The organism is Rhodohalobacter sulfatireducens (assembly GCF_022012475.1).
GTDB classification, from domain to species: domain Bacteria; phylum Bacteroidota; class Rhodothermia; order Balneolales; family Balneolaceae; genus Rhodohalobacter; species Rhodohalobacter sulfatireducens.
This window is the reverse complement of record NZ_JAKLWS010000018.1, coordinates 41,992-67,725: the sequence shown is the minus strand read 5'-3', so window position 1 is coordinate 67,725 and position 25,734 is coordinate 41,992. Positions and strand designations below refer to the sequence as shown.

Annotated in this window: 25 protein-coding genes and 1 tRNA gene; 16 read left to right on the top strand and 10 right to left on the bottom strand. The window is 42.0% G+C overall.

From position 1 onward, the window contains the following. Positions 1-10: 10 nt before the first annotated feature. The 5 genes from tmpT (at position 11) to coaD (ending at position 3,399) form a co-directional block, all read left to right on the top strand. Positions 11-691, top strand: coding sequence for a thiopurine S-methyltransferase (tmpT, locus tag L6773_RS13635; RefSeq protein ID WP_237854988.1), 681 nt, complete (start codon positions 11-13; stop codon positions 689-691). Positions 692-802: 111 nt separating this feature from the next. Next, positions 803-1,279 (top strand): hypothetical protein, encoded by a 477-nt coding sequence (locus tag L6773_RS13630; protein WP_237854987.1) that lies wholly within the window; start codon positions 803-805, stop codon positions 1,277-1,279. 1 nt (position 1,280) lies between these two features. After that, complete coding sequence (locus tag L6773_RS13625; RefSeq protein ID WP_237854986.1) at positions 1,281-2,180, top strand: hypothetical protein; 900 nt, start codon at positions 1,281-1,283, stop codon at positions 2,178-2,180. Then, positions 2,161-2,709: a 16S rRNA (guanine(966)-N(2))-methyltransferase RsmD gene (gene rsmD / locus L6773_RS13620; protein ID WP_237854985.1), complete on the top strand. Its 549-nt coding sequence runs from the start codon at positions 2,161-2,163 to the stop codon at positions 2,707-2,709. The genes L6773_RS13625 and rsmD overlap by 20 nt, the downstream gene beginning before the upstream one ends. A gap of 195 nt (positions 2,710-2,904) precedes the next feature. Continuing rightward, on the top strand, positions 2,905-3,399 hold the full coding sequence (gene coaD, locus L6773_RS13615) for a pantetheine-phosphate adenylyltransferase (protein WP_237854984.1): 495 nt from the start codon (positions 2,905-2,907) through the stop codon (positions 3,397-3,399). On the opposite strand, the gene L6773_RS13610 is transcribed toward coaD, so the two are convergent. Further along, complete coding sequence (locus L6773_RS13610) at positions 3,396-3,566, bottom strand: hypothetical protein (RefSeq protein WP_237854983.1); 171 nt, start codon at positions 3,564-3,566, stop codon at positions 3,396-3,398. The two genes, coaD and L6773_RS13610, sit on opposite strands and share 4 nt — an antisense overlap. A gap of 137 nt (positions 3,567-3,703) precedes the next feature. Between L6773_RS13610 and L6773_RS13605 the strand changes: the two genes are divergently transcribed. From L6773_RS13605 to gghA, 6 genes are all read left to right on the top strand, one after another. Then, on the top strand, positions 3,704-4,897 hold the full coding sequence (locus tag L6773_RS13605) for a pyridoxal phosphate-dependent aminotransferase (protein WP_237854982.1): 1,194 nt from the start codon (positions 3,704-3,706) through the stop codon (positions 4,895-4,897). Between the two features lie 111 nt (positions 4,898-5,008). After that, positions 5,009-5,293 carry an FmdB family zinc ribbon protein gene (locus L6773_RS13600; protein WP_237854981.1) on the top strand — a complete coding sequence of 95 codons (285 nt, stop codon included), beginning with the start codon at positions 5,009-5,011 and terminating at the stop codon, positions 5,291-5,293. A gap of 2 nt (positions 5,294-5,295) precedes the next feature. Continuing rightward, complete coding sequence (locus tag L6773_RS13595) at positions 5,296-5,895, top strand: GbsR/MarR family transcriptional regulator (RefSeq protein WP_237854980.1); 600 nt, start codon at positions 5,296-5,298, stop codon at positions 5,893-5,895. Further along, positions 5,888-6,250: a YraN family protein gene (locus L6773_RS13590; RefSeq protein WP_237854979.1), complete on the top strand. Its 363-nt coding sequence runs from the start codon at positions 5,888-5,890 to the stop codon at positions 6,248-6,250. Before L6773_RS13595 ends, L6773_RS13590 begins: the two co-directional genes overlap by 8 nt. Before the next feature lie 67 nt (positions 6,251-6,317). Continuing rightward, a complete protein-coding gene (locus tag L6773_RS13585; protein WP_237854978.1) occupies positions 6,318-7,079 on the top strand; it encodes a lysophospholipid acyltransferase family protein in 762 nt (253 codons plus the stop codon). Between the two features lie 99 nt (positions 7,080-7,178). After that, positions 7,179-9,536 carry a glucosylglycerol hydrolase gene (gene gghA / locus L6773_RS13580; protein WP_237854977.1) on the top strand — a complete coding sequence of 786 codons (2,358 nt, stop codon included), beginning with the start codon at positions 7,179-7,181 and terminating at the stop codon, positions 9,534-9,536. 40 nt (positions 9,537-9,576) lie between these two features. Here gghA and L6773_RS13575 read toward each other — a convergent pair whose 3' ends face one another. After that, entirely contained in the window at positions 9,577-9,828 is a 252-nt protein-coding gene (locus L6773_RS13575) for a hypothetical protein (protein WP_237854976.1), read from the bottom strand. A 261-nt stretch (positions 9,829-10,089) separates the two neighbouring features. On the opposite strand from L6773_RS13575, the gene L6773_RS13570 reads away from it, so the two are divergent. Further along, positions 10,090-10,479 (top strand): hypothetical protein, encoded by a 390-nt coding sequence (locus L6773_RS13570; RefSeq protein ID WP_237854975.1) that lies wholly within the window; start codon positions 10,090-10,092, stop codon positions 10,477-10,479. A gap of 66 nt (positions 10,480-10,545) precedes the next feature. On the opposite strand, the gene L6773_RS13565 is transcribed toward L6773_RS13570, so the two are convergent. Both L6773_RS13565 and L6773_RS13560 read right to left on the bottom strand, forming a co-directional pair. Beyond that, the gene (locus L6773_RS13565) at positions 10,546-13,107 is read right to left on the bottom strand and encodes an InlB B-repeat-containing protein (protein ID WP_237854974.1); all 2,562 of its coding nucleotides are present in this window, start codon (positions 13,105-13,107) and stop codon (positions 10,546-10,548) included. 234 nt (positions 13,108-13,341) lie between these two features. Then, entirely contained in the window at positions 13,342-15,858 is a 2,517-nt protein-coding gene (locus L6773_RS13560; RefSeq protein WP_237854973.1) for a TonB-dependent receptor, read from the bottom strand. Between the two features lie 277 nt (positions 15,859-16,135). Between L6773_RS13560 and L6773_RS13555 the strand changes: the two genes are divergently transcribed. Further along, complete coding sequence (locus L6773_RS13555; protein WP_237854972.1) at positions 16,136-16,618, top strand: YybH family protein; 483 nt, start codon at positions 16,136-16,138, stop codon at positions 16,616-16,618. Between the two features lie 50 nt (positions 16,619-16,668). On the opposite strand, the gene L6773_RS13550 is transcribed toward L6773_RS13555, so the two are convergent. The 4 genes from L6773_RS13550 to L6773_RS13535 all read right to left on the bottom strand — a co-directional run bounded on the left by L6773_RS13550 (position 16,669) and on the right by L6773_RS13535 (position 20,247). Beyond that, on the bottom strand, positions 16,669-17,931 hold the full coding sequence (locus L6773_RS13550) for a sensor histidine kinase (RefSeq protein ID WP_237854971.1): 1,263 nt from the start codon (positions 17,929-17,931) through the stop codon (positions 16,669-16,671). Beyond that, positions 17,928-18,617, bottom strand: a complete 690-nt coding sequence (locus tag L6773_RS13545; RefSeq protein WP_237854970.1) for a response regulator transcription factor — start codon at positions 18,615-18,617, stop codon at positions 17,928-17,930. The genes L6773_RS13550 and L6773_RS13545 overlap by 4 nt, the downstream gene beginning before the upstream one ends. 118 nt (positions 18,618-18,735) lie before the next feature. Beyond that, a complete protein-coding gene (locus L6773_RS13540) occupies positions 18,736-19,974 on the bottom strand; it encodes a sugar MFS transporter (RefSeq protein WP_237854969.1) in 1,239 nt (412 codons plus the stop codon). 198 nt (positions 19,975-20,172) lie between these two features. After that, a tRNA-Val gene (locus L6773_RS13535) sits at positions 20,173-20,247 on the bottom strand. A 268-nt stretch (positions 20,248-20,515) separates the two neighbouring features. Between L6773_RS13535 and L6773_RS13530 the strand changes: the two genes are divergently transcribed. The 3 genes from L6773_RS13530 (at position 20,516) to L6773_RS13520 (ending at position 24,998) form a co-directional block, all read left to right on the top strand. Next, positions 20,516-21,817, top strand: coding sequence for a thiolase family protein (locus L6773_RS13530; RefSeq protein WP_237854968.1), 1,302 nt, complete (start codon positions 20,516-20,518; stop codon positions 21,815-21,817). A 159-nt stretch (positions 21,818-21,976) separates the two neighbouring features. Then, positions 21,977-24,109 (top strand): 3-hydroxyacyl-CoA dehydrogenase NAD-binding domain-containing protein, encoded by a 2,133-nt coding sequence (locus tag L6773_RS13525; RefSeq protein WP_237854967.1) that lies wholly within the window; start codon positions 21,977-21,979, stop codon positions 24,107-24,109. A gap of 124 nt (positions 24,110-24,233) precedes the next feature. Beyond that, complete coding sequence (locus tag L6773_RS13520) at positions 24,234-24,998, top strand: SDR family NAD(P)-dependent oxidoreductase (protein WP_237854966.1); 765 nt, start codon at positions 24,234-24,236, stop codon at positions 24,996-24,998. Here L6773_RS13520 and L6773_RS13515 read toward each other — a convergent pair. Together L6773_RS13515 and L6773_RS13510 are read right to left on the bottom strand one after the other, a co-directional pair. Further along, positions 24,995-25,177, bottom strand: coding sequence for a hypothetical protein (locus tag L6773_RS13515; protein WP_237854965.1), 183 nt, complete (start codon positions 25,175-25,177; stop codon positions 24,995-24,997). The genes L6773_RS13520 and L6773_RS13515 overlap by 4 nt on opposite strands. Before the next feature lie 138 nt (positions 25,178-25,315). Continuing rightward, the gene (locus tag L6773_RS13510) at positions 25,316-25,696 is read right to left on the bottom strand and encodes a rhodanese-like domain-containing protein (RefSeq protein WP_237854964.1); all 381 of its coding nucleotides are present in this window, start codon (positions 25,694-25,696) and stop codon (positions 25,316-25,318) included. Between the last annotated feature and the right edge of the window lie 38 nt (positions 25,697-25,734).

Sequence of the window (25,734 nt, the reverse complement as noted above, 5' to 3'; positions counted from 1 at the left end):
CTCACAACCTATGGAATTGAGTTACTGGAAGAGTAAATGGCAAAAAGGAAAGATCGGTTTTCACATGGAAGATGGATACCCAGGCCTGGAAAAGTATTGGGATTCAATCCCACTGGGCAATAACCCTAACACGTTTGTTCCGCTATGTGGAAAAAGTAAAGACCTGCTTTGGCTGGCCGAGCATTGTAAAAAAGTTGTAGGTGTAGAAATATCCAATCTCGCAGTGGAACAATTTCTTATTGAAAATTCACTGGATGCAGAAATATCTACATTTGCGGATTTCAAAATTTACCGCATCCAAAATATCGAAATCTGGAACGGCGATTTTTTTAAACTCCCCAAACACAAACTTCCTCCCCTTGATCTGGTATTTGACAGAGCTGCATTAGTTGCACTTCCCGCAAAGATGAGAACACTTTATGCTGAAAAAATTCTTGAACTTACTTCAGATAAAACTATCATACTTCAGCATATGTACCATTACCGCCAGGAGGAGATGAACGGACCGCCCTTCAGCGTATCTACAGAAGAACTTGAGGAGCTTTACGGGAAAGAATTTCAACTGCAAATTTTAGAGAAAAACGAACTTAACATAGATTTCTACAAAAAATTTAAAAATAGGGGACTTCACAGCTACTTCATTGAAATTTTATCATTACTTTTACCTGTAGAGGAACTGCAGACAAAATGATTGTAAACTTTTGCGCTCAGGTGATTAGAAAGTTGCATGTCATACTGTCTGCATTTATTTTGCTTCTTCTAAATTTCATTTACGTTACAGCAAACCAACACATTTTTTCACATGGATTTAAAAACTCGAAACAACATCATAACCATTGTCTTAGCTGTTCTTATTGTAGTTCTATCATGGTTTTTATATCGATCACTTGTTGAGCCCTATCAAAGAGTCATTGAAGAAGAACAGATGGTTGAGCGTGAGCGCCATCGAATGGAGTTGGTTCGTGATGTACTTGTTCAGTATGAAAGACGGCGAGGGAATTTCCCACCCACCGATGGTGGCCTGGATAGCCTTGTATCATTTTTGAAAACAGATTCATTGATGACCGCCCGTGGCGATTCAATGTTTACATTTATGGAGCCCGCAACTTACAATCCGGATTCAATCGTTTACTCACCGAGACCTCCACATCCGCGATTTGAGTACACACTTAACGATACAATCAGACCTACACTCTACCTCTTAGAGAATCCAAACTCTGAAGACGCTATTGGTAGCCTTGATCGTACCACGCTAAGGAACGCTCCAAATTGGAACTAACATGGAACACGGCGGTTCTTGTCTTGGTGTATGCTATACAGATAACCACCTCTTCTACTCTGTAAATACACCCGGACAAGTCAGCCATTTGGCCCGTATTGGCAGTATTGATTTCAGCTTCGATATTGAAGAGACAATCATTACGGGCAACCCTTCCGGTTTTCCCGCCCTCAAAAGCTCGATTGAAGAGTTAAGGGAAGAATTTCAATGCAAGACTGCAAAAATTCTTGCTCCGGCTCCCGAAGAGTGCTGGACTGTTGTACCCCGTGCCGTTTATGAAGACGCATCTGAACGCGAAGGCCACATTAAACTTCTTATGCAGGGCACAGAACGCCAAAATATCCAGGTTATCTGGCATACGCTGAGCAATCCCGATTATCGCCTTTTGCTTTTGAGAGATACGCAAATACTTCGGGGTTTCAACTACCTGCTGGAGTCTTTCCGAACCATTGATATTGTTACTGATTTTGAAATTGCTCTGGACTGGCAACTTCATACAAACAGCAGTGAATCTTTCCTGATGATCCACTGTCAAAAGAATTACATTTCAATAACATCCTTTATTCTTGGTAAACTTCGGGGATGTACCAATATTGAGTATGACGAGTTTGCCGACCTGCCTTATCTTTGGAATCTTTATGAAGGGAATTTATCATGGATGAATGGCATTCATGATAAAACATATCTCTATGGATATTTCAGCAGCCAGGTCGCGGATCGGTTGCAGTCGTACTGGTATAACCACGGTGAAACGATAAATATGAACACACTTCTTGAGATGGGAGTAGATGCAGATGAAAAAACATACGGTTTCAGGCTTGAAGCTGCATTTCCAGCCATATTGATGAGTTTAAACAGGGATTTGGAAAAAACCGAAGTCCATGAGAATTATAACGGGTAAACTTAAAGGCAGAAACATTCCGGTTCCCAAAACGGGTTTATTGCGTCCCACCTCTGATCGTGCCAAAGAAGCCCTCTTCTCCGTAATTGATGCACGCACATACTTTGACGGAACCCGTGTTCTTGATCTTTTCGCCGGATCAGGCAGTTTAGGGCTGGAAGCCATTTCGCGCGGAGCAGATTCCTGCGCATTTGTAGATGAGGAACCCGAACACATTAAGCATATCGAAAAAGTGAGCCGGCAATTCAATATTGAAGACCAGGTACGAACATATACCATGGATGTTGAGATGTTCCTGGAAACAAATCCCGGTGGGTTTGATTTCATTTTTGCTGATCCACCCTACGATTATTACGACTTCCCCGGGTTGGTAGAAACTATCCTTTCCGACAGCTGGCTGAATAAGGACGGCTTGTTTATCCTTGAACATAGTAAAGACAACGACTTTGAACCGCATGAACACTGCGTATTTTCCAAAGCTTACGGGCGAACGGTTATTGCTATGTTTAAATTAGATAATGGTTTTTGATTGTCGGTAGTTAGTTGGCCGTTGTCAGTTGTTTACATCGATCCATAAATAGCCCTTACATTCAAAGAATTGATTTTAATGACTTTGCATTTGGAGGTCATTTAACTCCAAACCACTAATAACGGACAACCTCCAATAAATAAAAAAGATTACTATTTTAGGTTTGTTTACCACAAAACCTCAGCTAACAAAGTAATGAATCATACAGCTATCTATCCCGGTTCTTTCGATCCGCTTACAAACGGCCATCTCGACATCCTTCAACGTGCCGTTCAAATGTTCGAAAAAGTTATTGTAACCGTTGCGGTGAATAACAAAAAAAGGGCTGTATTCAGTGGTAAAGAACGGGTTGAACTGATTCGTGAAGCAATTAAAGACAAAGATTGGGCTGACAAAGTTGAAGTGGAACAGTTCACTGGTTTGCTGATTGATTTTGCTCGAAAGAAGAATGTAAAAATCCTTTTAAGGGGAGTCCGCCAAATCTCTGATTTTGAATACGAATTCCGAATGGCCCTCACAAATCGGCGGCTCGCTCCGGAAATCGATACACTTTTCCTGATGCCGGATGAACAACTCACCTTTATCTCAGCGACTATTGTAAAAGAGATTGCCGCATGGAATGGTGATCTCAGCAGCTTTGTGCCCGATCATGTTGCGGAAGCTTTAAAAGAAAAGTACAATCACGATTAAGTGGTGATTTGATCAATCGCTCTCGTCTCAAATAGATTATCCAAAGTCTCCCCGTTAACCGGGCCATCCACCAGGCATTCACGACATACAATAATCTCCCCTGAAACCCGAACCGGGAACTGCCCTTTTAAAGTATCACCATTAAGTATGTGATATTGAGAAATCACGTCTGAAGAATAAATTTGTAGTGAATGAATGCGTTCAAAAAATATATTGGAATTCAACTTATAAAATGCTGAATTCCGTAAATCCTTTTGGTAACTTTCAGATTGGTAACATCCGGAAAAATTTCAAAACCACTAACATGATATCAAAAAGAGCTCAAAACGTATCCCCATCACAAACCATGAAAGTCTCCGGCAGGGCAAAAGAGCTGGCCCGGCAAGGGAAATCTATTATCTCATTAAGCGCCGGTGAACCGGACTTTAAAACGCCTGCACACATTTGTAACGCCGCGATTGATGCTATCACTGAAGGCTTCCACGGTTACACGATGAACACCGGGATGCCCGAGCTGCGCGAAGCAGTCAGCGATAAACTGAAGCGCGACAACAATATTGAAATTCCTCCAAACCAGATTGTACTCTCAAATGGAGCGAAACAGTCTGTAGGATTTACTTTACTCGCAACCATCGATGAGGGAGACGAAGTGATCATCCCGGCTCCCTACTGGGTATCATATCCTGAAATGGTAAAGCTGGCGGAGGGAACGCCCGTCGTGGTAAATACTCTCTTTTCCAACAATTACAAATTAACACCCGGACAGCTTGAAGAGGTGATCTCAGAAAAAACCAAGGCGATCATATTATGCTCTCCATCCAATCCCACCGGAGCTTGTTATACAAAAAATGAGTTGAAGGAGCTGGCTGCAGTCCTCGATGATTATCCGGATGTGTTAATTCTTTCGGATGAAATCTATGAGTATATCGTATTTGAAGGTGAGCACGTGAGCATTTTGAATGCTGCTCCACAACTAAAAGACCGAACCGTTGTAATTAATGGATTTTCAAAAGGGTTTGCAATGACCGGCTGGCGCCTTGGTTATATGGCCGGCCCCAAACCGATAGCTGATGCAGTTGCTAAAATTCAAAGCCAGGAGACATCGGCTCCTTCATCCATTTCGCAAAAAGCGGGATTAGCCGCCTATACCGGTACAATGAAACCGATACAGGAGATGAATAAAGCCTTCAAAAAAAGAAGAGATTACATTGTAAAAGCTTTACGTGCAATAGAAGGCGTTGAGTGTTTTACACCTTCCGGAGCGTTTTACGTATTTCCAGATGTCCACAGCTTTTTAGGCAGAAGTACTCCTGAGGGAAATAAAATTGAAAACACAACCGACCTGTCGATCTACCTGCTTGAGGAGTTTGGTGTAGCCACCGTACCCGGAGATGCTTTCGGGGAACCGGGAGGAATTCGCCTAAGCTACGCCGCATCCATGGATGACCTGAAAGAAGCGATGATTAGATTTAGTGATGGACTGTCCTCTTTGTCGTAACGTTACTATCTTTGTAGGCTTTTGAAAAATCTGCCATGATGAGCGATTCATCAATTTTGGCATATTTTATGCTTATATAGTCACGTAATTTTCTAACAAGATATTTAACCTATGCCAACATACGAATACAAACGAGAAGACGGTTCCACCTTTGAAATCACTCAAAGCATAAATGATGACCCGCTTGAAACTTGTCCTACAACCGGTCAACCTGTAAAAAGAATCATCTCCGGAGGCGGAGGAGTTGTTTACAAGGGCACCGGCTGGTACGTTACAGACTATAAAAATGGTTCTCATAAAAATAACGGGACATCGACTCCAAAATCTGAAACTTCAGAAAAGTCCGAGTCAAAGGAATCATCAGCTAAAAAAGACACCAAAGATTCCAAGGAGTAACCGTGCAGGAGAACGATTCCCCAAAATCTGAATCTCACCAACAAGCAATTGACCAGTTTGTACTTCTGTGGGGAGAGATGGCTTCTGCGTGGGGAATTAACAAGACGATGGCACAAATTCACGCTTTGCTGTACGCAGAGAGTGAACCTCTTGATACCGATGCAATTATGCAGCAGTTGAGTATCAGTCGTGGAAATGCCAATATGAATCTGCGAAGCCTGCTGCACTGGCAATTGGTACAAAAAGTTCATTTTAAAGGCGAACGCCGCGACTTTTACACCGCCGAAAAAGATGTGTGGAACATTGTAGCCATACTGATTCGTGAACGGCATCAGCGAGAAATTGAGCCGATTCAACAAAACCTGGCCGAAACTCTTGAGATGTTTCAGGAAGACAGCAGTGAGGAGCCTCTCGAAGCGGAATTCAAGGAGAGGCTTGAAAATTTTGTAGAATTCCTTGAGATGTTCGACCGGTTCACGAAAGCATTGCTTCCCTATATCAACAAAAAGAATCTTACCTTTTTAAAGCATCTCGTGAAACTGGCAGAGGCCCATCAATCTCTCAAAGGAAATAAGCCGGTTCAGGAACAGGAAAATGAGTAAAAGTCACCGGAAAATCGGGGATAAGGGTGAAGATTTAGCTGTGGAATATCTCGAGTCCAAAGGTTGGATTATTATCGACCGAAATTACTTTTTTGAAAAAGCCGAGGTTGATATCGTAGCTACTGATGGGCATTTCATAGTGTTTGTAGAAGTAAAATTCAGGAGTGACACCTATTTCGGCAGGCCGGAGGACTTTGTTACTCCAAAGAAGGAAGCAAACATTAAAAAAGCAGCCGAAGCATGGACCTACGAACGTAAAATGGAAACAGCTGTGGTTCGTTTTGATGTAATTGCAATTGTTCAAAAGAAGGATGAAGACCCGGAAATCTCGCACTTCGAAGATGCCTTTCGATAGAGGGGCAATCCTGTCATCGCCGCTATTTGTACTATATTAATCCCGTAAACCGTTAGGAATTGCAAAAATGGCTGCCAAACAAAAATTTACGACGACAGAATATGTTCGCAGCTTGCTATCTATCCTGCTCTTTTTTTTGCTTCTGATTTTTTTCACACCCATTATTCTTCTGCTGCTTATTCTCTCTTTTGGCAAGATGGCCAATTTTGTAGTGGAAAAAATTGCGCCGGCTGTTGCCATTCCTGTTTTAAAAGTTGCCGGGATCAATTTCAAAATAAAAAAGCATGTTGACCCAATTCCCGCACCGGCTGTTTACATTATAAATCATAGTTCAACTCTCGATATATTAACCATATTAGCGTTAGGACTGCCTCGTGTACGATTTGTGGCGAAATGGGAGTTACAATACAATCCTATTTTTTTCATTCTCGGCCGATTAACCGGTCAAGTATTTATCCGGAGAAAACAATCGGACAAAGCGGTACAAACTCTTAAAAAAAATGTTCAACGAATTCGTAAAAACAATCTCACAGTTATGCTGGCACCGGAAGGATCTCGAAAGCATCCCGGCATAATCGGTCCATTCAAAAAAGGGCCTTTTCGCATGGCAATGGATCTTCAGTATCCCATCGTACCGATCTACTTTGAAGGAAACCGGGAACTCAGCACAGAAGATTTTTTAATCACAAAGTCTGGCACCTGTACTGCACATATTTATCCGGCAATTGATACATCAGATTGGAAACTGGAAAATCTTGAAGACCATATTAATGATGTTCGAAATCATTATCTTAAGTGGGCAGGGATCCAAAACGAGACTTTTTCTTAGAGCTTTCCGAACCTTTATTATATTAACTACACTATTGTCTTAAATCTTGCTTTATTTTGTAAAGCGAGTTCTACCAACTGATCTAATTCTCTTTTAGATATGAATATCTCCGTCAACCAAACAAAAACAGATGAATTTTCGCAGCGAATTCACCAAAAAACCCGAAAGGGAGTTACCTCTGCAAATGCCGGGTTAATTTCCAAAAACCTGGGGGCCCATGTTGATGGGCCGGAAACTACATTCCTTATATGGCATCCAAAGATTAAAGATGCTGAGAAGGTCTATATTGAATTTTATCTCCCATCAATCGACTTGATATTTGACAAACCGGAGCAACATTGCAATGTAACTTATTACCGGTTTGAGACAACCTGTATTAACGAATTTTCTTTGGTGGTTATGAATAACCTTCCCACAGGAAACCGTGATCAATTCGGCGCTTTTTACCAGTTTATCCTGCAAGATGAAAAGGGGGAGGAAACGGTTGTCTTGGATCCCATGGCATGGTCTATGCCATACGGTATTCATGCCCCTGCTGAAGTTTATGATATTAACAAGGTTCTTGGAAATCGCGAAGATAAAGAATATTTCGAAAATCTCGCTTCAAGTTTTTTATCTCTTGATGACAACAGGCTGGGGCCCTCTACAAACCTGTTGGAAATCCATACCGGTACCGCTACAATGGATGGTACTCTCGACTCACTTGCCAAACGATATAAGCAGATTGCAGCCGCAGTGGAAAATGGCGAAGATCTCTCACCGGATGAAAAAAACCTCATCGGGTTTGATGGTGTTGAGTTGATGCCGGTTGACCCGGTTATTGAACATCCCGAAGCGCATCTGTTTTGGAATCCTATTCAAACCCCCGAAGAAAACGGTTCAGAAATTACACTACACCTTCGTAAACCAAATGTGATGAACTGGGGGTATGATGTGGTAATTTTCGGTGCAGCTGCCGTAAACCCCTCAATTCTTTCTACAGGACGGCCGCATGAACTGCTGGATTTGATTGAAACGCTCCATATGTTCCCCACAGGCCCTATCAAGGTAGTATTGGATGTAGTGTACGGCCATGCCGATAACCAAGCATTAGACCTTCTTCCTGATGAGTGTTTTGCAGGACCTAACATTTATGGACAAAATTTAGATTTCAAACACCCGCTGCTACGGGCGATGATTCTTGAAATGCAACGCCGTAAAATGAACTGGGGCTTTGATGGAATTCGTGTTGACAGCGCCCATGATTTCAAATACTACGTTGAAGAACAGGATGAAGTCTATTATGATGACGATTTCCTGAAGGAGATGAGTAACGTTGAGCAGTCCGTTGCCGATGTAGACTATAAGCCATGGATGATTTTTGAGGATGGACGACCCTGGCCTCGAACTGATTGGGAACTGGCTTGTACGTACCGTGTAATTACGGAAAAACAGAAACACCCGTTCCAGTGGTCGCCCATGATTTTTGCCTATAACACTCCCTATGATTACACCTACTGGGTATCTAAGTGGTGGAGAATTAAAGAACATTTCGACTATGGCGAGAAATGGATCAGCGGATATGCCAATCACGATACAATGCGCCGGGGAATCCAGGCCGACCCCAAAACAGTAAATGTAAATTTCCTGCTTGGAAACTCCCTGAAAATGGTAATGATTAACGCATATAACAATCCTTCCACTACATTGTTGATGAATTCCTTTTTACCCGGTGTTCCAATGGATTTTGTACAGGCACTTGGAAATACCCCCTGGAGTTTTTTCAGAAATACAGATACAGAATTTGCTATAAAAATCGCAGCAGAAGAGGCCTACTTTACGGAGTGGCAAATTACAGATGTGGAGTATCGAAATTCACGCTTCTTCAAAAAACTTAAAAACCTTGGATTCAGAAAACTTGAAGACCTCCGGAGGTTTGCCAAGTCTCTTCTCAACTTTGTGAAGATAACCGACTACAACCCTGAAAACATTGTAGAATTAATTAATCAAACCAAACCTGCATTCAATCCGGAAGAGTGGACGCTGGAGAAGCTGAATGAATACGCCTGGGCCTGGATGGGGGATATCTACGAATACTGCAATGCAGATATGCAGGCAGATTACATGGATTCAAAGAAAGCGAATTTTAATTACCAAACCCGCCAGTTTCGACTTAAAAATCCATGGTTGAATAATAATTTTCAATCATCTGATTTTCTGAAGTTCAGGGAGCCGGTCGAAGGGGCCGTTATCTACTACGGATATCGCAGAAATATAGATACAGGTAAAGAGATTGTATTTCTCGCGAACATGGAAGGTCAGTCGCGACAAATCACTCCTACTAAGCTCGATCTGCCCATTACAAACCCGGGCATGTGGGAGGCGGCAATAGCTACGCCATCTGTAAGAGCGCGAGAGATTGATCAACCCATTAGACTCTCAATTTCTCAGGGGATACTTTTTGAAAAAGTTTTTTAAGATGTAAAGGATTGTATTTTTATAGAGTAAAGGAATAGATCTATTTTTCTCTGTAAAAGTATATTTTTTTGTTGGAAGCGTCTTTACCGCTCCTGATTTTTACATTATTCTCTTGGTTATATTGGTAAACCGCTGTTCTCATTGAGTTTACACTCTTATCATTTGAATAAGAAACCTCAACAGCCTGCCCACCGGGCTCTAACTTATCCAAAGCATCCATCAATGGTTTGAATTTTGAAGCTCTTCTCTTGCTTGATTTTATTTGTGATCTTTTTACAAACTTAATATTCATGGCAAACAAAAATCTCTATAGTTTTATACTTTAAAATATTTTAACAATCTAAAATCGATAATTCATTTAGGAAAAAGAAACTAATATTTTCTTTCAGCTAATTCAATAGCTGAAAATTATAATTATCTTAACTAAATAAAAGATTTAATAGAAAAATATACAGTTTTCAAAAAATTTAGTCTCTTAGTATATCTACTCAATATTAAATAACACGTTTTTAAGTAAAACATTGTATTTATCCATTCATTTTAAAATTAATATATGCTTGAATCTACAAGACATAATTATAGATTAGTTACAATTTTAATTTCTTCGATTGGTGCTGGTATACCCCTTTGGACGTCAAAAACTCGGCAAATAGATTTCACTGAGACAGAATTTTTAATAATCTGGATTGCTATTGGAATATTCGCCTCTCTTATTGTTCGTTTTATTGTAAATCTGAATATCCGTGATATGGTGGGATGTTTTGCAATAGGATACGTTATTGCCGTTGTTATTCATTTTGTAAGCTCCATCCTAATATCGAGCTATGTACAGTCGCGTTTTGAGCTCTCTCTTTTCATTGCTTTACTTGCCGGAATTGCATCAGGCGGACTCGGGTCTTTGCTTTGGGTGGGAATTAAGAAAAGCGGATCAAAAAATAGATGAAAAAGCACAGCCACCTTTCACCTTTCGGTAGCTGTGCTTTTTGAGATTTTCAGGATGAAATTACCTTTAGTCTTTCACGCATCTTAATGGAGTTCCGCCACCTTTTGGCCCGGCATCCATTACACTTCCAGATCCGGCAATCCATATAAATGTACCGTCATTGCTATCAGCTGTATCGCTGGTCCACAGTAAACCGGTATTGCCACGATCGTTTAGATCACCGCCTACTGTTATAACTCCAGCTCCATGAATTCGCAGTAAAGAATCGAAGGCATCAGACAGGTTGCCACTGCTCATACCATCATCGCTTGCAGGTGCATTTCTAAAATCTGCCCACTCCTGTTGGGTAGGAATCCGCCAGTTTCCACCAAACGCTATTCTACATGGATCATTCTCGATCTGCCAGTCAGTTTTCTGGTTTTGACCAGATTCCCAATCACCATTCGGTACCAGATTGCTTCCATCGTGATAATATCCCTGTTTTCTATTGAACTGAAAATACCATCCAGCTCCATTAGGGTTATTATCAGTGGCACTTTTGACAGCAGTTGAAGCTCCCAGATTTTTTTCAATCCAGATTTTATCTACACCGCCTTTCCATTCAGATTTCACAAGTTTATAAGACCGATTCTCAAATTTGGAATCATTACTTGGCGTTAAACCGTTTATAAATCCGTGAGAAATATAGCCGGCTTTCAATTCTATTTGGTCACCGTATGAGGTGCCAGCTTGATTTGTAGCGTATGCCCTTACATAGTAGGTAAAAGCCTGTGAAAGACCCGTGATATCACTTTCAAAAGAACCTGTTCCACTGCCGTCATTTGTGCAACTATCTGACAAGATAGGATTTTCGTCTTGACTCCAGCACACTCCCCGTTCAGTCACTTCAAAACCACCGTCATCCGTTACTTCACCTCCACTGGTTACGGAAGTGACGCGCATATCACTCCAATCGGCAGTTTCAATCTCAGGGGGCCCACCAAATATGGCAATAATTTCAAGATCGCTGGTTACGGTTACTGTCTTGGGATTTTCAGTGCCTGAGATATCTCCATCCCATTCGTCAAATTCAGAAGTCCCATCCGGATTTGCGGTTAACTCAATCTCATCCCCATGGTTATAGAAATCCTTATCCGGGTCAACAACGATATCACCTTCGCCGTCACCTTGTTTTAATAAATCAAGTTCGTATTCTGCTTCAACAAATACGGCCGTCACGTTTTTATCCTCATCAATAGTTATCTGCTCGGGATTATCATTACCTGATAGATCTCCCTGCCATTTATCGAACTCCCAGCCTTCATCAGGCTCTGCTGTCAGTTCAACAATGCTGTTATATCCATATGAAGTTTTTGCCTGGTCTATCTTCTCTTCATTTACACTACCCTGGCCATTTGTTTCTACGGTCAATTCATACGTTTCTCTTTCAAAAACAGCCGTTACTGTTTTCTCTTCATCAACTGTAATCTGCTGAGGATTATCACTTCCATCGAGATCTCCTTCCCAGCGTGCAAAGTTCCAGCCATCGGCCGGGTTTGCAGTCAATTCTACGACTGTTTCATAAGTATAATCCTTGGCAGGTTCTTCAACTACTTCTTCATTTACAGATCCCTCCCCGTCAGTATTTATATTCAAAGCATAGTCCCTGCGCTCAAATACTGCAGTAACCTCTTTGCTTTCATCCATAGTAATTTCTTCAGGATTCTCATCACCACTTAAATCTCCCTGCCATTCAACAAATGTCCAACCATCGGCCGGTTCAGCGGTTAACTCAACAACAGAATCAAATGGATAGGATGTCTTCGAGGCGTCATCTATCAACTCCTCATTTACACTTCCCTCCCCGGTCACATTAACGGTCAACTCATATCCCTCACGTTCAAATACGGCCGTTACTTCTTTCTCGGTATCGATTGTAATCTCTGCTGGATTGTCTGTGCCTTCGAGGTCACCTTCCCACCGGGCAAACTCCCATCCCTCTGAAGGATTTGCAGTGAGTTCAACTACAGTTTCATACGCGTAATCCTTGGCGGGCTCTTCAACCACTTCTTCAGAAACATTACCCTCGCCTTCCGTGGAAATTGTGAGCGGATAATTCTTTCGCTCGAAGACGGCTGTTACGCTCTTTGAATCGTCCATATTGAGGGTTTGGGGATTTTCACTTCCGGTAAGGTCGCCCTGCCATTCAACAAATACCCAACCTTTATCGGCAACGGCATTGAGTTCTACTTGTGTTCCTATTTCATAATCCTTCATTTTCGACTCTACGATATTCTCTTCAACAGACCCGCCACCTTCTGCGGTTATATCCAGCGGATACTGCAATTTTTCAAAGATCGCCGTAAACACCATATCATCGTCAACCGTTATAATAATCGGGTTTTCTGTACCGGAAACATCTCCTTCCCACGATGAGAACATCCAAGTTTCATTGGCTTCGGCCTGGATCTCAACATCTGCACCCTCATCATATTCACCGGTGGCGGGTGTTACACTTCCGGCTTCAGTTGGAGTTACGGATCCCTCGATGGAATAGGTAGTTGATGAATTACTTGAACAAGACAAGCCTAAAAACATTACAAAAATAGAAATTGCAGCCAGCCACGCACATCGTACCGCGTTTCTCATAGTCGTCTGAATCTGATTTTGAAATTACATGATTTTCTATTCATACATGCGAAAGCTCAGACGGGAAGGGGTCAAATTGCCCTACATTGGATCAACTAGGGCTCTTTCAATCAATTATAATCGATTCAACAATTAAAAAAGCCGACCCTGAATCTCTTCGCGGTCGGCCATTATGCAATAAGAACTGTTCGATAAATTTTTTGCCGGAACTATCTCCCTCGATAATCTCCTCTTCTATCTCCTACCTCGATTGGCACCCCCGAAATTATACCGGAAATTTAACCTGAATGAGCGTGTTGACCATTGATAATTACTGTCTGTGTATGAATTAGGATTGATAATTTCTCCTTCATACTGTCTTGAATTGAACAGGTCTCGCACATTTAATGAGATGGATGCTCTGCGATTCAACAGATCCTTAGATATCCCTGAACCCATAAAGAAGCTTCCGTCTCGACGACCCTGAGTGGTTTGCTGCGCACTCCGGTAATTGAGATAAGATTGTAGATTCCAGCCATCCAAAAATTGATATCGAACCCGCAGGCGCCCTGTCACGCGACCGGTGGAACTTGAATAGATTTGATCCTGATACTCACCTTCCCGGTCCGACTGGAAAATATTCAGACTTCCGGAAAGCTGCATATTGGTAAACAGCTCCTGGTCTGCCGAGAACTCTACTCCCCATGAATCTTCTGTTGCCAGGTTAATTGGCCGGCGGGTTGTAATGCCCTGCCCGTCGATTGTTGAAACCCGCTCTATCACATCCGTTCGATGTCGGTAATAGACACTGCTCAGCAAGGAGCCTGTATCCCAGTAGCGTAAGTATCCGGCTTCAAATGAGTTTCCAAACTCGGGCCGTAAACCGGGATTACCAACTCGCCGGTTCCGCGTATCTGCGATCTCAGTAAAGGGCAACAACATTCGAGACCATGGACGGTCAATTCTGCGACTATAGCTTATTTGAAACGAGTTTCTTTCATCTAATGTATAAGAGAGAAAAGCACTTGGAAAAAGGTCCAGGTAGTTTTGATCACTTCCTTCACCTGTTCGGTCTAACTCTGTCTGAATTCTGGTATTCTCTGCACGGACACCCAGCTGGTAACTAAATTTACCGTTTTCCCCTGCTACTGTGGTATAGACAGCATTAACATTTTCATAATATGTGAAGTTATCACTGATCCCTAAATTCGAATCGGGTGTCACCCAAAAACCATTTTGTTGCTCCTCAATCACATAATCGTTATCCATCCAATCGAAATTTAGCCGCATTCCTGCTTCAAGTCTTCCGTTTCTGCCAAGCGGCCGCTCATAATCTGTGTCAAATCGCATCTCGCGGTATCTTTCATCAGAAAACGTACGCTGGTTCAATGGATTCACATCACCGGTTTGAACCAACTGTATCAGATTCGAATTTTGATCTTCTGTGCCGAATTCAAAATCTGCATCGGCTGTGAGCCTGTGGTCCGACCCGTCAAAACGATTTTCATACTGAAGGCGGACATCAAAATCATTTTCTCGATTCTCTTCGATATCGTCTCTATTCACTCGCTGCAGAATATCCCAGCTTTCAAATACATTTCTGTATACACCGGGCTCGTCTGGACTGTAATCCGTATACCTTACATCAGAATCCTCTTCTTCATTCTCCAGGCTAATTCTGGTAGAGAATGTAAGAATCTGGTTCGCCGGCAGATAAAAATCCGCTCCAACATATGCACTGCCTTCACGCTCCGTTTCGTCTTGTTCAGTGATTTCCCGGTACGCATAGGTCGTGTCTCCGTTAAAGCTTTGGAATGTACTTCCGGAAGCCGGATCATTTTCATATTCAATCTCAAAATTTCCAAACCAGTTAATATTATTTTTGTGGTAATTGAGATTCGCTCCTAACGCATGATCTTGCGGGTAACCCGTATTGGCCTGCACACTTCCATTGAATCCAAGTGTTACGTCATCTACCAGTTTAATGTTTATGATTCCGCCGGTTCCCTCAGCTGAATAGCGGGCGGAGGGATTCGTAATAATCTCAACCTCTTCAATAACATTAGAGGGAATACTGTTTAACGCCTCCGTGCCATTTCGAACCAGGCTGGAAGGCCGTCCGTTTATCAAAACCTGCACACCACTGTTGCCCCTCAGCGCTACATTTCCTTCATAATCCACCGTAATAGAAGGTACATTGTCGAGAACGTCGAGAGCGGAACCACCCAGACTTGTAATATCTTTTCCAACATTAAAACTTCGACTGTCAAAATTCATCTGCATATACGACTGTTCCCCCTCAACAATCACTTCGTCTAGCATCGCTTCCTGGTTTTGCAGGGTAACATTTTCAATATCTGTGGTTTCACCTGCCGAAAGATCAAGATTTGTTCGGTAGGTCCGGTAAGAGATGTAGGAGACTTGCAGTACGTATGAACCGGGATCTACCTTCAAAGAGAAGCTACCGTCCTCCAGGCTTGAAGTACCGGTCAAAATTTCTGATTGAGCTTGATTATAAATTGCTACCGTTGCATTGGGTACAGGGCTTCCGTCCGAATCCTGTATTGTACCGATAACTTCTGCTTTTTCATCACTTGAGTTTTGGGCATAAACAGGTCCTGAAAATGCTCCACAGATCAAAACTAGAGTCGCTATAAGAAGAATTAATTTTTTCATGTTTTCAATCTTGTAGTTCTTTATTTCTCTTAAACTAAAACCTGAACCTGCCTGAATGTTGAACGAATCCTGAAGTAAATTTAAAGATTGCTCCATAAATGGAGATTTTTGAATTATTAAGCAGAAATTGATTCTATATTCATTTCTATTTCCCCCATCAAACCAGAATTAAAGATTGATAAGTTCCTATTTTTCATTTTTTTACAGATTGGAAAGAAAACGAGTCACTTAATAAATCTGAACGAATCCCATTTTTTGTGCAGGGCAGCTACATCTCTATCTTGTTGCTTTGATCGAGTATTCGTTTAATGATTGCTTATTCTTCAATTGTTTAAAATCGACTTCCATTCAACAGAAACTTAATCCTGACTACATGAAACTTTTTCACATCTTTCTTTTGTCTTTGATATTCACACTGTTTCTCACTTGTACAAATGAAGCCCCACCTGCTGAACAGAGCAATGAGAAAGACAAAGAGGTGATTACAGCGGTCAGTGATGCACGCGCTGAAGCTTTTAACAATTCAGACGCCGCCGGAATCGCCGAGCACTTTACTGTAGACGCAATTTTGATGGCACCGGGCGTACCTGCAATGGAAGGAAGAGAGGCAGTACGTGATTATTATCAATCTATTTTTGATGAGTATGAAACAGATCTCGACAGTTATTATGAAGAAATAAAAATAGACGGAGATCTCGCCTACGGACGAGGGGTGGCAAATGTAACACTCATTCCCAAAAATGGTACAGAATCATCTTCATCCACTTCGAAATATCTAAACATTCTACAAAGGCAACCCGACGGCACCTGGAAAACCACTCACGACATCTGGAATTCTACTGATACTTCCGATTAGACACCCGTTGCTTTACATCTATGAATAGAGTTCAAAATATGAATCGTGACTTATTTTAAATCGATCTCTATCCTGTGCCAGTTATCTGAATAGGAATAATGAATGGATAAATCGTTTTGATCGACGATTCGCTTGATGATTGACAACCCAAGCCCAATGGACTCAGAACTTTGTTCAGCTTTTCTAAACCGCTCAAAAAGTTGACCAGGGTCAACTTCCGGATCTTTACCTGTGTTTGATATGACAAGCTTCTCACCGTTCAATTCAATGTTAATTTCTCCATTCTCGATATTGTGACGAACCGCATTCTGGAAAAGATTGGTCCATAGTATATCCGCAAGAATCGGGTGCATATTTATCTGTACATCATCCTGAATATTAGTCTGAACGGTTAGATTATTAAGAGCGATAAACTCTTTAAATGCTTCAAGGCTCTCCCTGACTACATCACTCAGATCAACCTTTTCGTCATTTTGAAATTCATGATTTTCGATTTTAGTTAACAGTGCCAGTGATTCACTCAATCTCGAAAGCTTCTTCACTGATCTCTCAAGCGATTCAATATATTTGTACTGTTCTTCGGTTAGATCCGTTTCTGAAAGCAGCTCCAGCTTGCCTTTGGCAATAGCCAGTGGTGTTTGAAGTTCATGAGAAGCATTCTCTGCAAACTCCTTCAGGTTTTTATAATCAGACACTGCCTTGCGGGTCATCTGTTCCACAAATTTGTTTAGGTCGTTGAACTCTTTCACCCCCGTTTTTTCAGCCGGAACATATTCTTTCTTATGGAGCTGGAAGTTGCCAATTTTCTCCAGCGTTTTTCGAAAGGGTTTAAAGAGCCGGCCTGAAACCATGAAGCCAACACCAATTGCACCTATTATCTGTAATCCCAAAATCCACAGTAATGTTTTAATAACAGCTTCCGTAATGTCATCCGGTTCGATCATAGCCCCATAAGTCGATATGTAGTAGGAACGATCGTTTATATTTCGATAAGCTGAGACTTTTACATTTTGTTCATTTTGTTCAAGTCTTTCCGAGTAGATAAGAGTATCACCGACCTCCACTCTCTCCTCCACAGGAGTATCCAGCTCTCTTACAATTAAATTACGGTCGCCATCTACATCTCTCCCGGGATGAAATCTCCGGCCGCGTTCCAGGAGATAGGTCACCCGGTCAATCCGCTCCATAAACTCAAAGGTTAGCTCCCTGTCAACTTCTCCTTTTATGATGAAGTATGAGAACACTCCACCAATCCCGAGTACGATTACAGTGATGGTCAGGTAGATTAAGATAAATCGGGTAATAAGCTTCATGTTCCGGCTCTGTTCGCTTTAAATTTATACCCGATGCTGTACACACTCTCTATATAATCGTTGGCACCTGCGTCCACCAGTTTCTTTCGTAAATTTTTAATGTGTTGATAGACAAAATCCAGGTTATCCAGGTGATCCACATAATCACCCCAGAGATGCTCCGCAATGTTCTGTTTAGAAAGTACCCGGTTTTTATTGGATGCAAAATAAAGAAGCAGGTCGTATTCTTTTGGGGTTACGTCCACCGGTTCTTCATCTACCGATACCTCTCGTGTTTTTGTATTGATAGAGATCTCATTCGCCCGGACGATTTCACTGCCGCCTAAATTATTACGCCGGTTGACAGCTTTAATTCGTGCTGATAATTCTGGTAATTGAAATGGTTTGGTGAGGTAATCGTCTGCGCCAAGTTCAAGGCCGGATACCTTATCATCCAGGGAATTTTTAGCTGATATAATTATGGTTCCGGTTTCAGGGTTCACAGATTTCAATTCCCGCAAAACCTGCAATCCATCACCTTTTGGAATCATGATATCGATCAGAACCACATCGTAGGTGTACGACATGATCTTGTCAAACGCCTCATCATAATCGATGGCCGTTTCACATCTGTACCCTTCTCTCTCCAAATACTTCAGGATATTTTCGAGTAGATCCTTATTGTCTTCAACAATCAGTAGTTTCATATCACTTAGAATATAACCTGAAATTTTGAAGCAAAATTGAAGGGTTTCTAAGGAAGTTATAGAATATTGCTCTCGGGTATGTCTTGTATACTGCTAACTGTCAACTGTTTACTGACATCTACCCAAACTCAATCGTCTTATTACTCACCAGCGGCTTGGCCCAAAATCCAATACTCAAAATGTATCCGAATGTGATGTAGAGAAAAAACATCCCGGCCCGCAAGCCAAAAACATCTCCCAAAGAGCCAATGATCAACGGAACTATTGCACCGCCAACAATTCCTGATACTAATATCCCTGAGTACGTACCATGATGTTCAGTAACTGAATTAAGCGCAAGAGAAAAGATCACCGACCACAAAACGGCTGAGAAAAACCCAACAGCCGGAAAGGCAAGTAATGCTGTCTCACCACTTCCAAACAGCGCCACTGAAAGGCTGACAATCGCTCCAATTGTAAAGAAAACCAATACATTTCGACTATCCATCACTTTTAGCAGAAGCAAACCCAGGACGGTTCCGGCTGTCAGCATTCCCCAAAACCAGGATACCGTGCTCGCACCGGTCGTCTGCGGATCATACCCGTGATACGTCGAAAGAAATTCAGATATCCAGTTCGCTACTCCCTGTTCGGAACCTACGTAAGCAAAAATCCCCAGGAAAAAGAGCCACACCTTAGGGTTTTTGAATAACTCTTTATGTGTATCCCAGGCCCCGATTTTTTCATCTTCCTTCCGCTTAACTGTTGGAAAGGGTGAAGCTGCTATCACCGCTACCATCACCAGTGATAAAACTGCAAACAACCAATACAACGAAATCCACGGCAAATCAGGCGGAACAACTTTTTCGAGTGTATTAAGTAAAAAATTGTCTACATCTGCACTCCCTAAATTCAATACCAGGTAGGAATAAGCGAGGGGGCTTAAAAAAGAAGCAGCTCCAAAGAAAAGTTGACCCAACACGGAATTAAACGCAAAATGTTCTTCCCCACCGGCCTCACGAAGCAGCGGGTTGATGGCTACCTGGAGCATCGCCATTCCGGTGCCGATCAGGAATAATGAGATAACAGCAACCAAATAGTTTGGATAAAGTGCAAAAAAGAGAGCTCCCACGAACGATACCAGGAAGGCAGCGATCATCACTTTTTTGTCACTGTATTTTTCTATGAGCAGACCGGAAGGGATGGACATCACACCGTAAGCAATGAAGAACGCAAATGGCAGGAGGGCAACAAGTGTAAGACTTAAATTAAAATCCTCAATAATTTCAGGTATGAGGGGACCAATGATATTAGTCAGAAAAGAGATCACAAAAAATGTGACCAGGATGAGTACTACCAGGTAGTAATTACGTTTCATGTTAAATCCTCATGAATCAATTCTTTAGCAAAATTTTAAATTCATTTTAATAGTACAAATTTTAGCAATAAGTGCCCCAATTAATTGATAATTTTAGTTGTGACTGGATTTACAAAAGATTGGAATATCAAATATAAACCAATAAAAAAAGGACAACCCTTATCCAGAGCTGTCCTTTTATTTTTTATCAAGAGAGAGTGGGTGATGTAGGATTCGAACCTACGACCCCCTGCTTGTAAGGCAGGTGCTCTAAACCAACTGAGCTAATCACCCATCATATCAATAAATCAAAAACTTTCTTTAACTAACTCAGTATTCGAACCTATGACCCTCCCGATTGAACTGCATCGGGATGCTCTTGCCGAAGGCATTCCTTTGGGAAAACCAACTGAGTTAACCACTCAAATTCATTCAGACCCTAAATATAAGAACTTCATCAATTCGATAAAACAGTTTATCCTCAATAAATTTTTGGTTATCTATAAGGGTAAGGTTAACACCGTTAATCTGCTTCTATTTCATTTAACCAGTTCCATCAGTCATGAGTGAATCCAAAAAGAAAAAGGAGATTGTATTTGTGAATGGCGGGCGCACTCCTTTCTTGCGCGCACAAACAGATTTCAAAAAATTTTCCGCCTACGATCTTGGACGTTTGGCAATTGCCGGGCTAATCAAGAAAACTAAACTGGATGGAAGCCATATTGATCATGTTTATTATGGAAATGTGATCCAGGATATTAATACAAGTAACGTTGCACGGGAATCATCAATGGCAGCAGGGTTGCCTGACTCGATTCCCGCAACCACACTCTCCATGGCTTGTATCTCCTCGAACATTGCTCTGACCACAGCCACAGACGCCATCAACCATGGCCAAATTAACGCAGCTATTGTGGGAGGTGTGGAAATTATGAGTGATATTCCCATCCGCTTCAGGAAAATCTTCAGGCAAAAATTACTCCAAACCCAAAAATATAAATCTCCGACCGACTGGCTGAAATTTTTTAAAGGCCTGAGCCCATCCGACCTTTTGCCCGAAATTCCTTCGATCTCAGAATTTTCTACCGGTGAGACCATGGGAGAGAGTTGCGATAAGATGGCGGCTAAATATGGAGTGAAGCGGGAGGAACAAGATGCCTATGCGCTGCGGTCACATCAGCTTGCTTTCAAAGCGACTGAAGAGGGATTTTTGGAAAATGAAATTTTTCCTGTGAGCGTAAACAACGGTAACTCGATCGTAGAGAAAGATAATGGGGTTCGTCCTGATACGGATATGGATAAGCTTGCAAAACTGAGCCCGGCATTCATCAAACCTCACGGAACAGTTACAGCCGGAAATTCATCATTTTTGACAGATGGGGCATCTGCCGGTTTGGTGATGGACAAGGGATTTGCTCTGAACAATGGTTATAAACCAAAAGCATTAATTCGAAGCTACACCTATGTAGCTCAACGACCGGGTGATGAACTGTTGATTGGCCCGGCATTTGCCGTTCCTAAAGTTCTGGATGATATGAAATTGACTCTCGATGACATTGATGTATTCGAATTTCACGAAGCGTTTGCCGGCCAGATGTTAACCGTTCTTAAAGCACTTGACAGTAATGAATTTGCTAAAGATCGGCTGAAACGAAAAAAGAAGGTTGGCAAAGTCCCCTGGGATAAACTGAATCACTGGGGTGGATCGTTGTCACTCGGACACCCATTCGCAGCAACAGGGATTCGATTAGTAACAACAGCAGCGAATCGCCTCATCAAACAAGATGGGCGATATGCATTGATTGCAGCGTGTGCCGCCGGAGGTCAGGGGCATGCGATGATACTTGAACGATTTAATGAGTGAAAAGTGAAATGGCAAACGTGAAAAGTGGGGAGCATGAATGTGTCATTCTGAGCTTGACTCAGAATCTCCTGCTGTTGTAGAATTTGGAGACCCTGAGTCAAGCTCAGGGTGACGCATTAAATTTGTTTAATTTTTCCTTAGGCCTAAAAGATTAAACCCATGAACAAGAAGAAAAAAATACTACAAACCGAAACCGTCGAGAATGTCGCCATCATCACGCTGGATACGCCCGGTGAAAAGGTTAACAAGCTAAACGAGCAACTGATTGATGAGTTTTCTGATTTGTTAGATAAGCTCGGATCCGATGATACCCTTGAGGGAGCACTGCTTATAAGCGGAAAAGAGAACAATTTTATTGCGGGTGCTGATATTGAGATGTTCAAGACAAGAGAAACGGCCGAAGAGCTCTCCGAACTGAGCTGGACCGGGCACGAAATTCTTTTGAGAGTTGAGAATTTCGACAAACCTATTGTAGTGGGAATTCATGGATCGTGCATGGGAGGCGGTACAGAACTTGCACTTGCCAGTCATTATCGGATCGTTTCTGATCATAAATCAACCAAAATCGGTCTGCCGGAAGTAAAACTTGGACTGCTTCCCGGAATGGGTGGAACGCAGCGATTACCGAGGCTTATTGGCATTCAGAAGGCCCTTCCCTATCTGCTGACCGGTAAAAATATGTACAGCTACCAGGCAGGAAAAACCGGTTTTGCTGATGAGGTTGTTCACCAGTACGCCGTGAAAGAGGCGGGAATTAAAGCTGTCAAGAAACTGAAGAATGAAAAGGTGAGCCATCCGGATAAGCGGTCGGCACTGGAAAAAGTATCTGAGAGCAATGCTTTGGGGCGCAATATCATTTTCAGCCAGGCCCGAAAGCGAACTCAAAGTGAAACAAAGGGAAATTACCCGGCTCCTCCAAAAATTATCGACAGTGTGGAGTATGGTTATAAACATGGTTTCGAGAAAGGCTTAGAAAACGAATCCAGGCTGTTTGGTGAATTGGCGGTAACGCCCGAATCGAGAGCACTTGTTCAGTTATTCTTTGCGATGAACGCTTCGAAAAAGAATCCACTAGAGAAGAAAAGAGAGATTAAAAAAATAGGTGTGCTTGGCGCCGGTTTGATGGGAAGCGGAATTACGGAGGTTAGTATTGAAGATGAATTTCATGTGTGGCTAAAGGATCAAAAGCTGGAAAATGCCATGAAGGGCGAGAGCTCAATCCGTGAAAATCTTGACAAAAAAGTCGGCAAACATATCATCTCGGAGTTTGAACGAGATGAAACGATGAGTTCTGTACATCCTACTGAAACATACGACGGGTTTGAAGATATTGACCTTGTTATTGAGGCTGTTTTCGAAGATTTGGATCTGAAGAGAAACATTGTGAAGGAGATTGAAGATGTTTGCCCTGATAATACGATCTTCGCATCCAATACTTCATCCCTGCCAATTTCTGACATTGCCAAAAATGCAAAACGGCCGGAGAACATTGTGGGGATGCATTACTTTTCGCCCGTACAAAAAATGCCGCTGCTGGAGATTGTCAAAACGGATCAAACAGCAGACTGGGTTGTTGCAACAGCTTTTGATGTGGGGCTCAGACAGGGCAAGAATGTGATCGTTGTAAATGATGGACCCGGATTTTATACAACCCGCATCCTCGCTCCATATATCAATGAGGCTCTTCTGCTTCTCGAAGAAGGTGCAAAAATTGAGGACTTGGACAGTGCCATGAAACAGTTCGGATTCCCGGTCGGCCCGGTTGCACTTTTGGATGAAGTTGGAATAGATGTAGGCGCTCACGTTGCAGATACTCTCAGCGATAAGTTTGAAGCTCGTGGCGCCAAAACAAGTAAGAAATCAAAAGAATTGATGGACGAGGACTATCTTGGACGAAAGAACAAGAGAGGATTCTACAAGTATGAAAAGGGGTCGAAGAAGAAAAAAGAGGTGAATGAAAAGATCTACAAATATTTTGGAGGAACCGACCGACTTTCATTCGATCAAAGGGAGATCCAATACAGGCTCTCAACCATGATGATTAATGAGGCTGTTTTATGCCTCCAGGAAGAGATTTTGAAGAATCCCACAGATGGAGATCTTGGTGCCATTCTCGGTCTTGGATTTCCTCCGTTCCTGGGAGGCCCCTTTCGCTATATCGATCGAATTGGGCTAGAAAGCTTCCTCGAAAGCATGAACACATTGCATAGCAGTAATGGAGATCGTTTTAAACCGGCTGACCTGTTATTAGAGATGAAATCCAGTCAATCTCTTTTTCATCCAAAAGAATAGACTTTATTTAAATCCGCAAACTGTTTAAAACTTCGCGGATTTCTGTGCAGTACCAATACTCTTTTCATACTCTAATCACAGAGATTTCCTAATTTTGTACAAAGTGAATGAAAAGAGGGAGGATATGATGAGATTGAAAAATCAAACTGCAATTATTACCGGTGGATCCGGTTCTATCGGAAGAGCAACTGCAAAACGGTTTTTGAATGAAGGTGCCGAAGGTATTCTTCTCGTAGATCAAGATGCAAGTGCACTGAAGAATGTAGTGAAAAGCCTTGAATCAGATCGTATCAAAACATTTACCGCTGATGTATCCAAAGCCCGGGATACAGAAAAATATATCGAAAAAGCGATAAGGGAATTTGGGAGGATTGACATCTTCTTCCTAAATGCCGGAATTGAGGGGGTCGTAAAACCATTGTCGGAATATCCCGAAGATATCTATGATAAGGTAATGGCTGTAAATGCCAAAAGTGTTTGGCTTGGTATGAAATATGCATTTCCGCATATGAAAAAACACGGAGGCAGCATTATTATTAACTCCTCTGTAGCCGGACTGCAGGGAACTCCGGAAGTGATGGCCTATGTAACCAGCAAACATGCTGTTATTGGTTCAATGCGGGTTGCTGCACTTGAAGGTGCTCCCCATAATATCCGGGTAAATACGATTCATCCATCACCTGTGGATAACCGAATGATGAGATCGCTGGAGGAGGGATTTTCGCCGGGTGCAGGCGGAGATGCTAAGCAGAACTTTGAAAAGATGATTCCTTTGGGACGCTATGCAGAAAATGATGAAATTGCAGAATTGGTACTGTTCCTGGCTTCCGATGAAAGCAAATTTATTACCGGCAGCACCTATGTGATTGACGGTGGGATGACATCTTAAGCGTCAACTTGATCTTCAATAACTTCAAGCCTGCTTTCTACACTATCTAAGCGATCTTGGATTTGTTGCAGCATATGGAGGATAAGTATGTGCGTTTTCTTGGCGTCAATTCCAACTACACTTTCATCACTGCTGATCAGTTCTTCAATTTCTCTATATTTGTCTTCTGGAATGTTCATAGATCTATTCTTTCATTAATCTATTGCAAAGTAGGTTTTGAGACTTCTGCGATCCCAATCATACCGAGTATTGAGATCACTTCACTCTTTTCAAACTGACAAATTCATGTTTGTCGCCATAGAGTTATCTTTGATCTTTTATCCCCTTTCCGTTTCAAAACCGGCATGTGCGAGATTTTTAAACCCACCAATATTGTATGCCTTTTCAAACCCTTGCATTTTCATAATACGAGCGGCTCTTCCACTTCGATTTCCGGTCCGGCAATAGAGATAATAGCTCTTTTCCTTATCTAAAGATCCAAGCTGTTGCTGAAATTCACCACTGTTGTAGTCGTGTTGAAGATCTGTTTCCTTCAGGTGACCTTCTTTATACTCACCGTGCGAGCGTACATCAATGATTACTCCCCGGTCTTCTTCCATTTTATTTTTAAATTCTTCGGGGCTGATATCAATATCCTGACTCATATTTACTTCCTGGGTAATTCTGTTAAAAAATTGTTTGATTTTATTTAGAAGCATCGTTTTGATAAAATAAGATGAGTTTCACTTAAATACAC

Coding starts and splice junctions, on each gene's coding strand:
- tmpT (WP_237854988.1), top strand. CDS start 11: ATGGAATTGAGTTACTGGAAGAGTAAATGGCAAAAAGGAAAGATCGGT.
- L6773_RS13630 (WP_237854987.1), top strand. CDS start 803: ATGGATTTAAAAACTCGAAACAACATCATAACCATTGTCTTAGCTGTT.
- L6773_RS13625 (WP_237854986.1), top strand. CDS start 1,281: ATGGAACACGGCGGTTCTTGTCTTGGTGTATGCTATACAGATAACCAC.
- rsmD (WP_237854985.1), top strand. CDS start 2,161: ATGAGAATTATAACGGGTAAACTTAAAGGCAGAAACATTCCGGTTCCC.
- coaD (WP_237854984.1), top strand. CDS start 2,905: ATGAATCATACAGCTATCTATCCCGGTTCTTTCGATCCGCTTACAAAC.
- L6773_RS13605 (WP_237854982.1), top strand. CDS start 3,704: ATGATATCAAAAAGAGCTCAAAACGTATCCCCATCACAAACCATGAAA.
- L6773_RS13600 (WP_237854981.1), top strand. CDS start 5,009: ATGCCAACATACGAATACAAACGAGAAGACGGTTCCACCTTTGAAATC.
- L6773_RS13590 (WP_237854979.1), top strand. CDS start 5,888: ATGAGTAAAAGTCACCGGAAAATCGGGGATAAGGGTGAAGATTTAGCT.
- L6773_RS13585 (WP_237854978.1), top strand. CDS start 6,318: ATGGCTGCCAAACAAAAATTTACGACGACAGAATATGTTCGCAGCTTG.
- gghA (WP_237854977.1), top strand. CDS start 7,179: ATGAATATCTCCGTCAACCAAACAAAAACAGATGAATTTTCGCAGCGA.
- L6773_RS13575 (WP_237854976.1), bottom strand. CDS start 9,828: ATGAATATTAAGTTTGTAAAAAGATCACAAATAAAATCAAGCAAGAGA.
- L6773_RS13570 (WP_237854975.1), top strand. CDS start 10,090: ATGCTTGAATCTACAAGACATAATTATAGATTAGTTACAATTTTAATT.
- L6773_RS13565 (WP_237854974.1), bottom strand. CDS start 13,107: ATGAGAAACGCGGTACGATGTGCGTGGCTGGCTGCAATTTCTATTTTT.
- L6773_RS13560 (WP_237854973.1), bottom strand. CDS start 15,858: ATGGAGCAATCTTTAAATTTACTTCAGGATTCGTTCAACATTCAGGCA.
- L6773_RS13555 (WP_237854972.1), top strand. CDS start 16,136: ATGAAACTTTTTCACATCTTTCTTTTGTCTTTGATATTCACACTGTTT.
- L6773_RS13550 (WP_237854971.1), bottom strand. CDS start 17,931: ATGAAGCTTATTACCCGATTTATCTTAATCTACCTGACCATCACTGTA.
- L6773_RS13545 (WP_237854970.1), bottom strand. CDS start 18,617: ATGAAACTACTGATTGTTGAAGACAATAAGGATCTACTCGAAAATATC.
- L6773_RS13540 (WP_237854969.1), bottom strand. CDS start 19,974: ATGAAACGTAATTACTACCTGGTAGTACTCATCCTGGTCACATTTTTT.
- L6773_RS13530 (WP_237854968.1), top strand. CDS start 20,516: ATGAGTGAATCCAAAAAGAAAAAGGAGATTGTATTTGTGAATGGCGGG.
- L6773_RS13525 (WP_237854967.1), top strand. CDS start 21,977: ATGAACAAGAAGAAAAAAATACTACAAACCGAAACCGTCGAGAATGTC.
- L6773_RS13520 (WP_237854966.1), top strand. CDS start 24,234: ATGATGAGATTGAAAAATCAAACTGCAATTATTACCGGTGGATCCGGT.
- L6773_RS13515 (WP_237854965.1), bottom strand. CDS start 25,177: ATGAACATTCCAGAAGACAAATATAGAGAAATTGAAGAACTGATCAGC.
- L6773_RS13510 (WP_237854964.1), bottom strand. CDS start 25,696: ATGCTTCTAAATAAAATCAAACAATTTTTTAACAGAATTACCCAGGAA.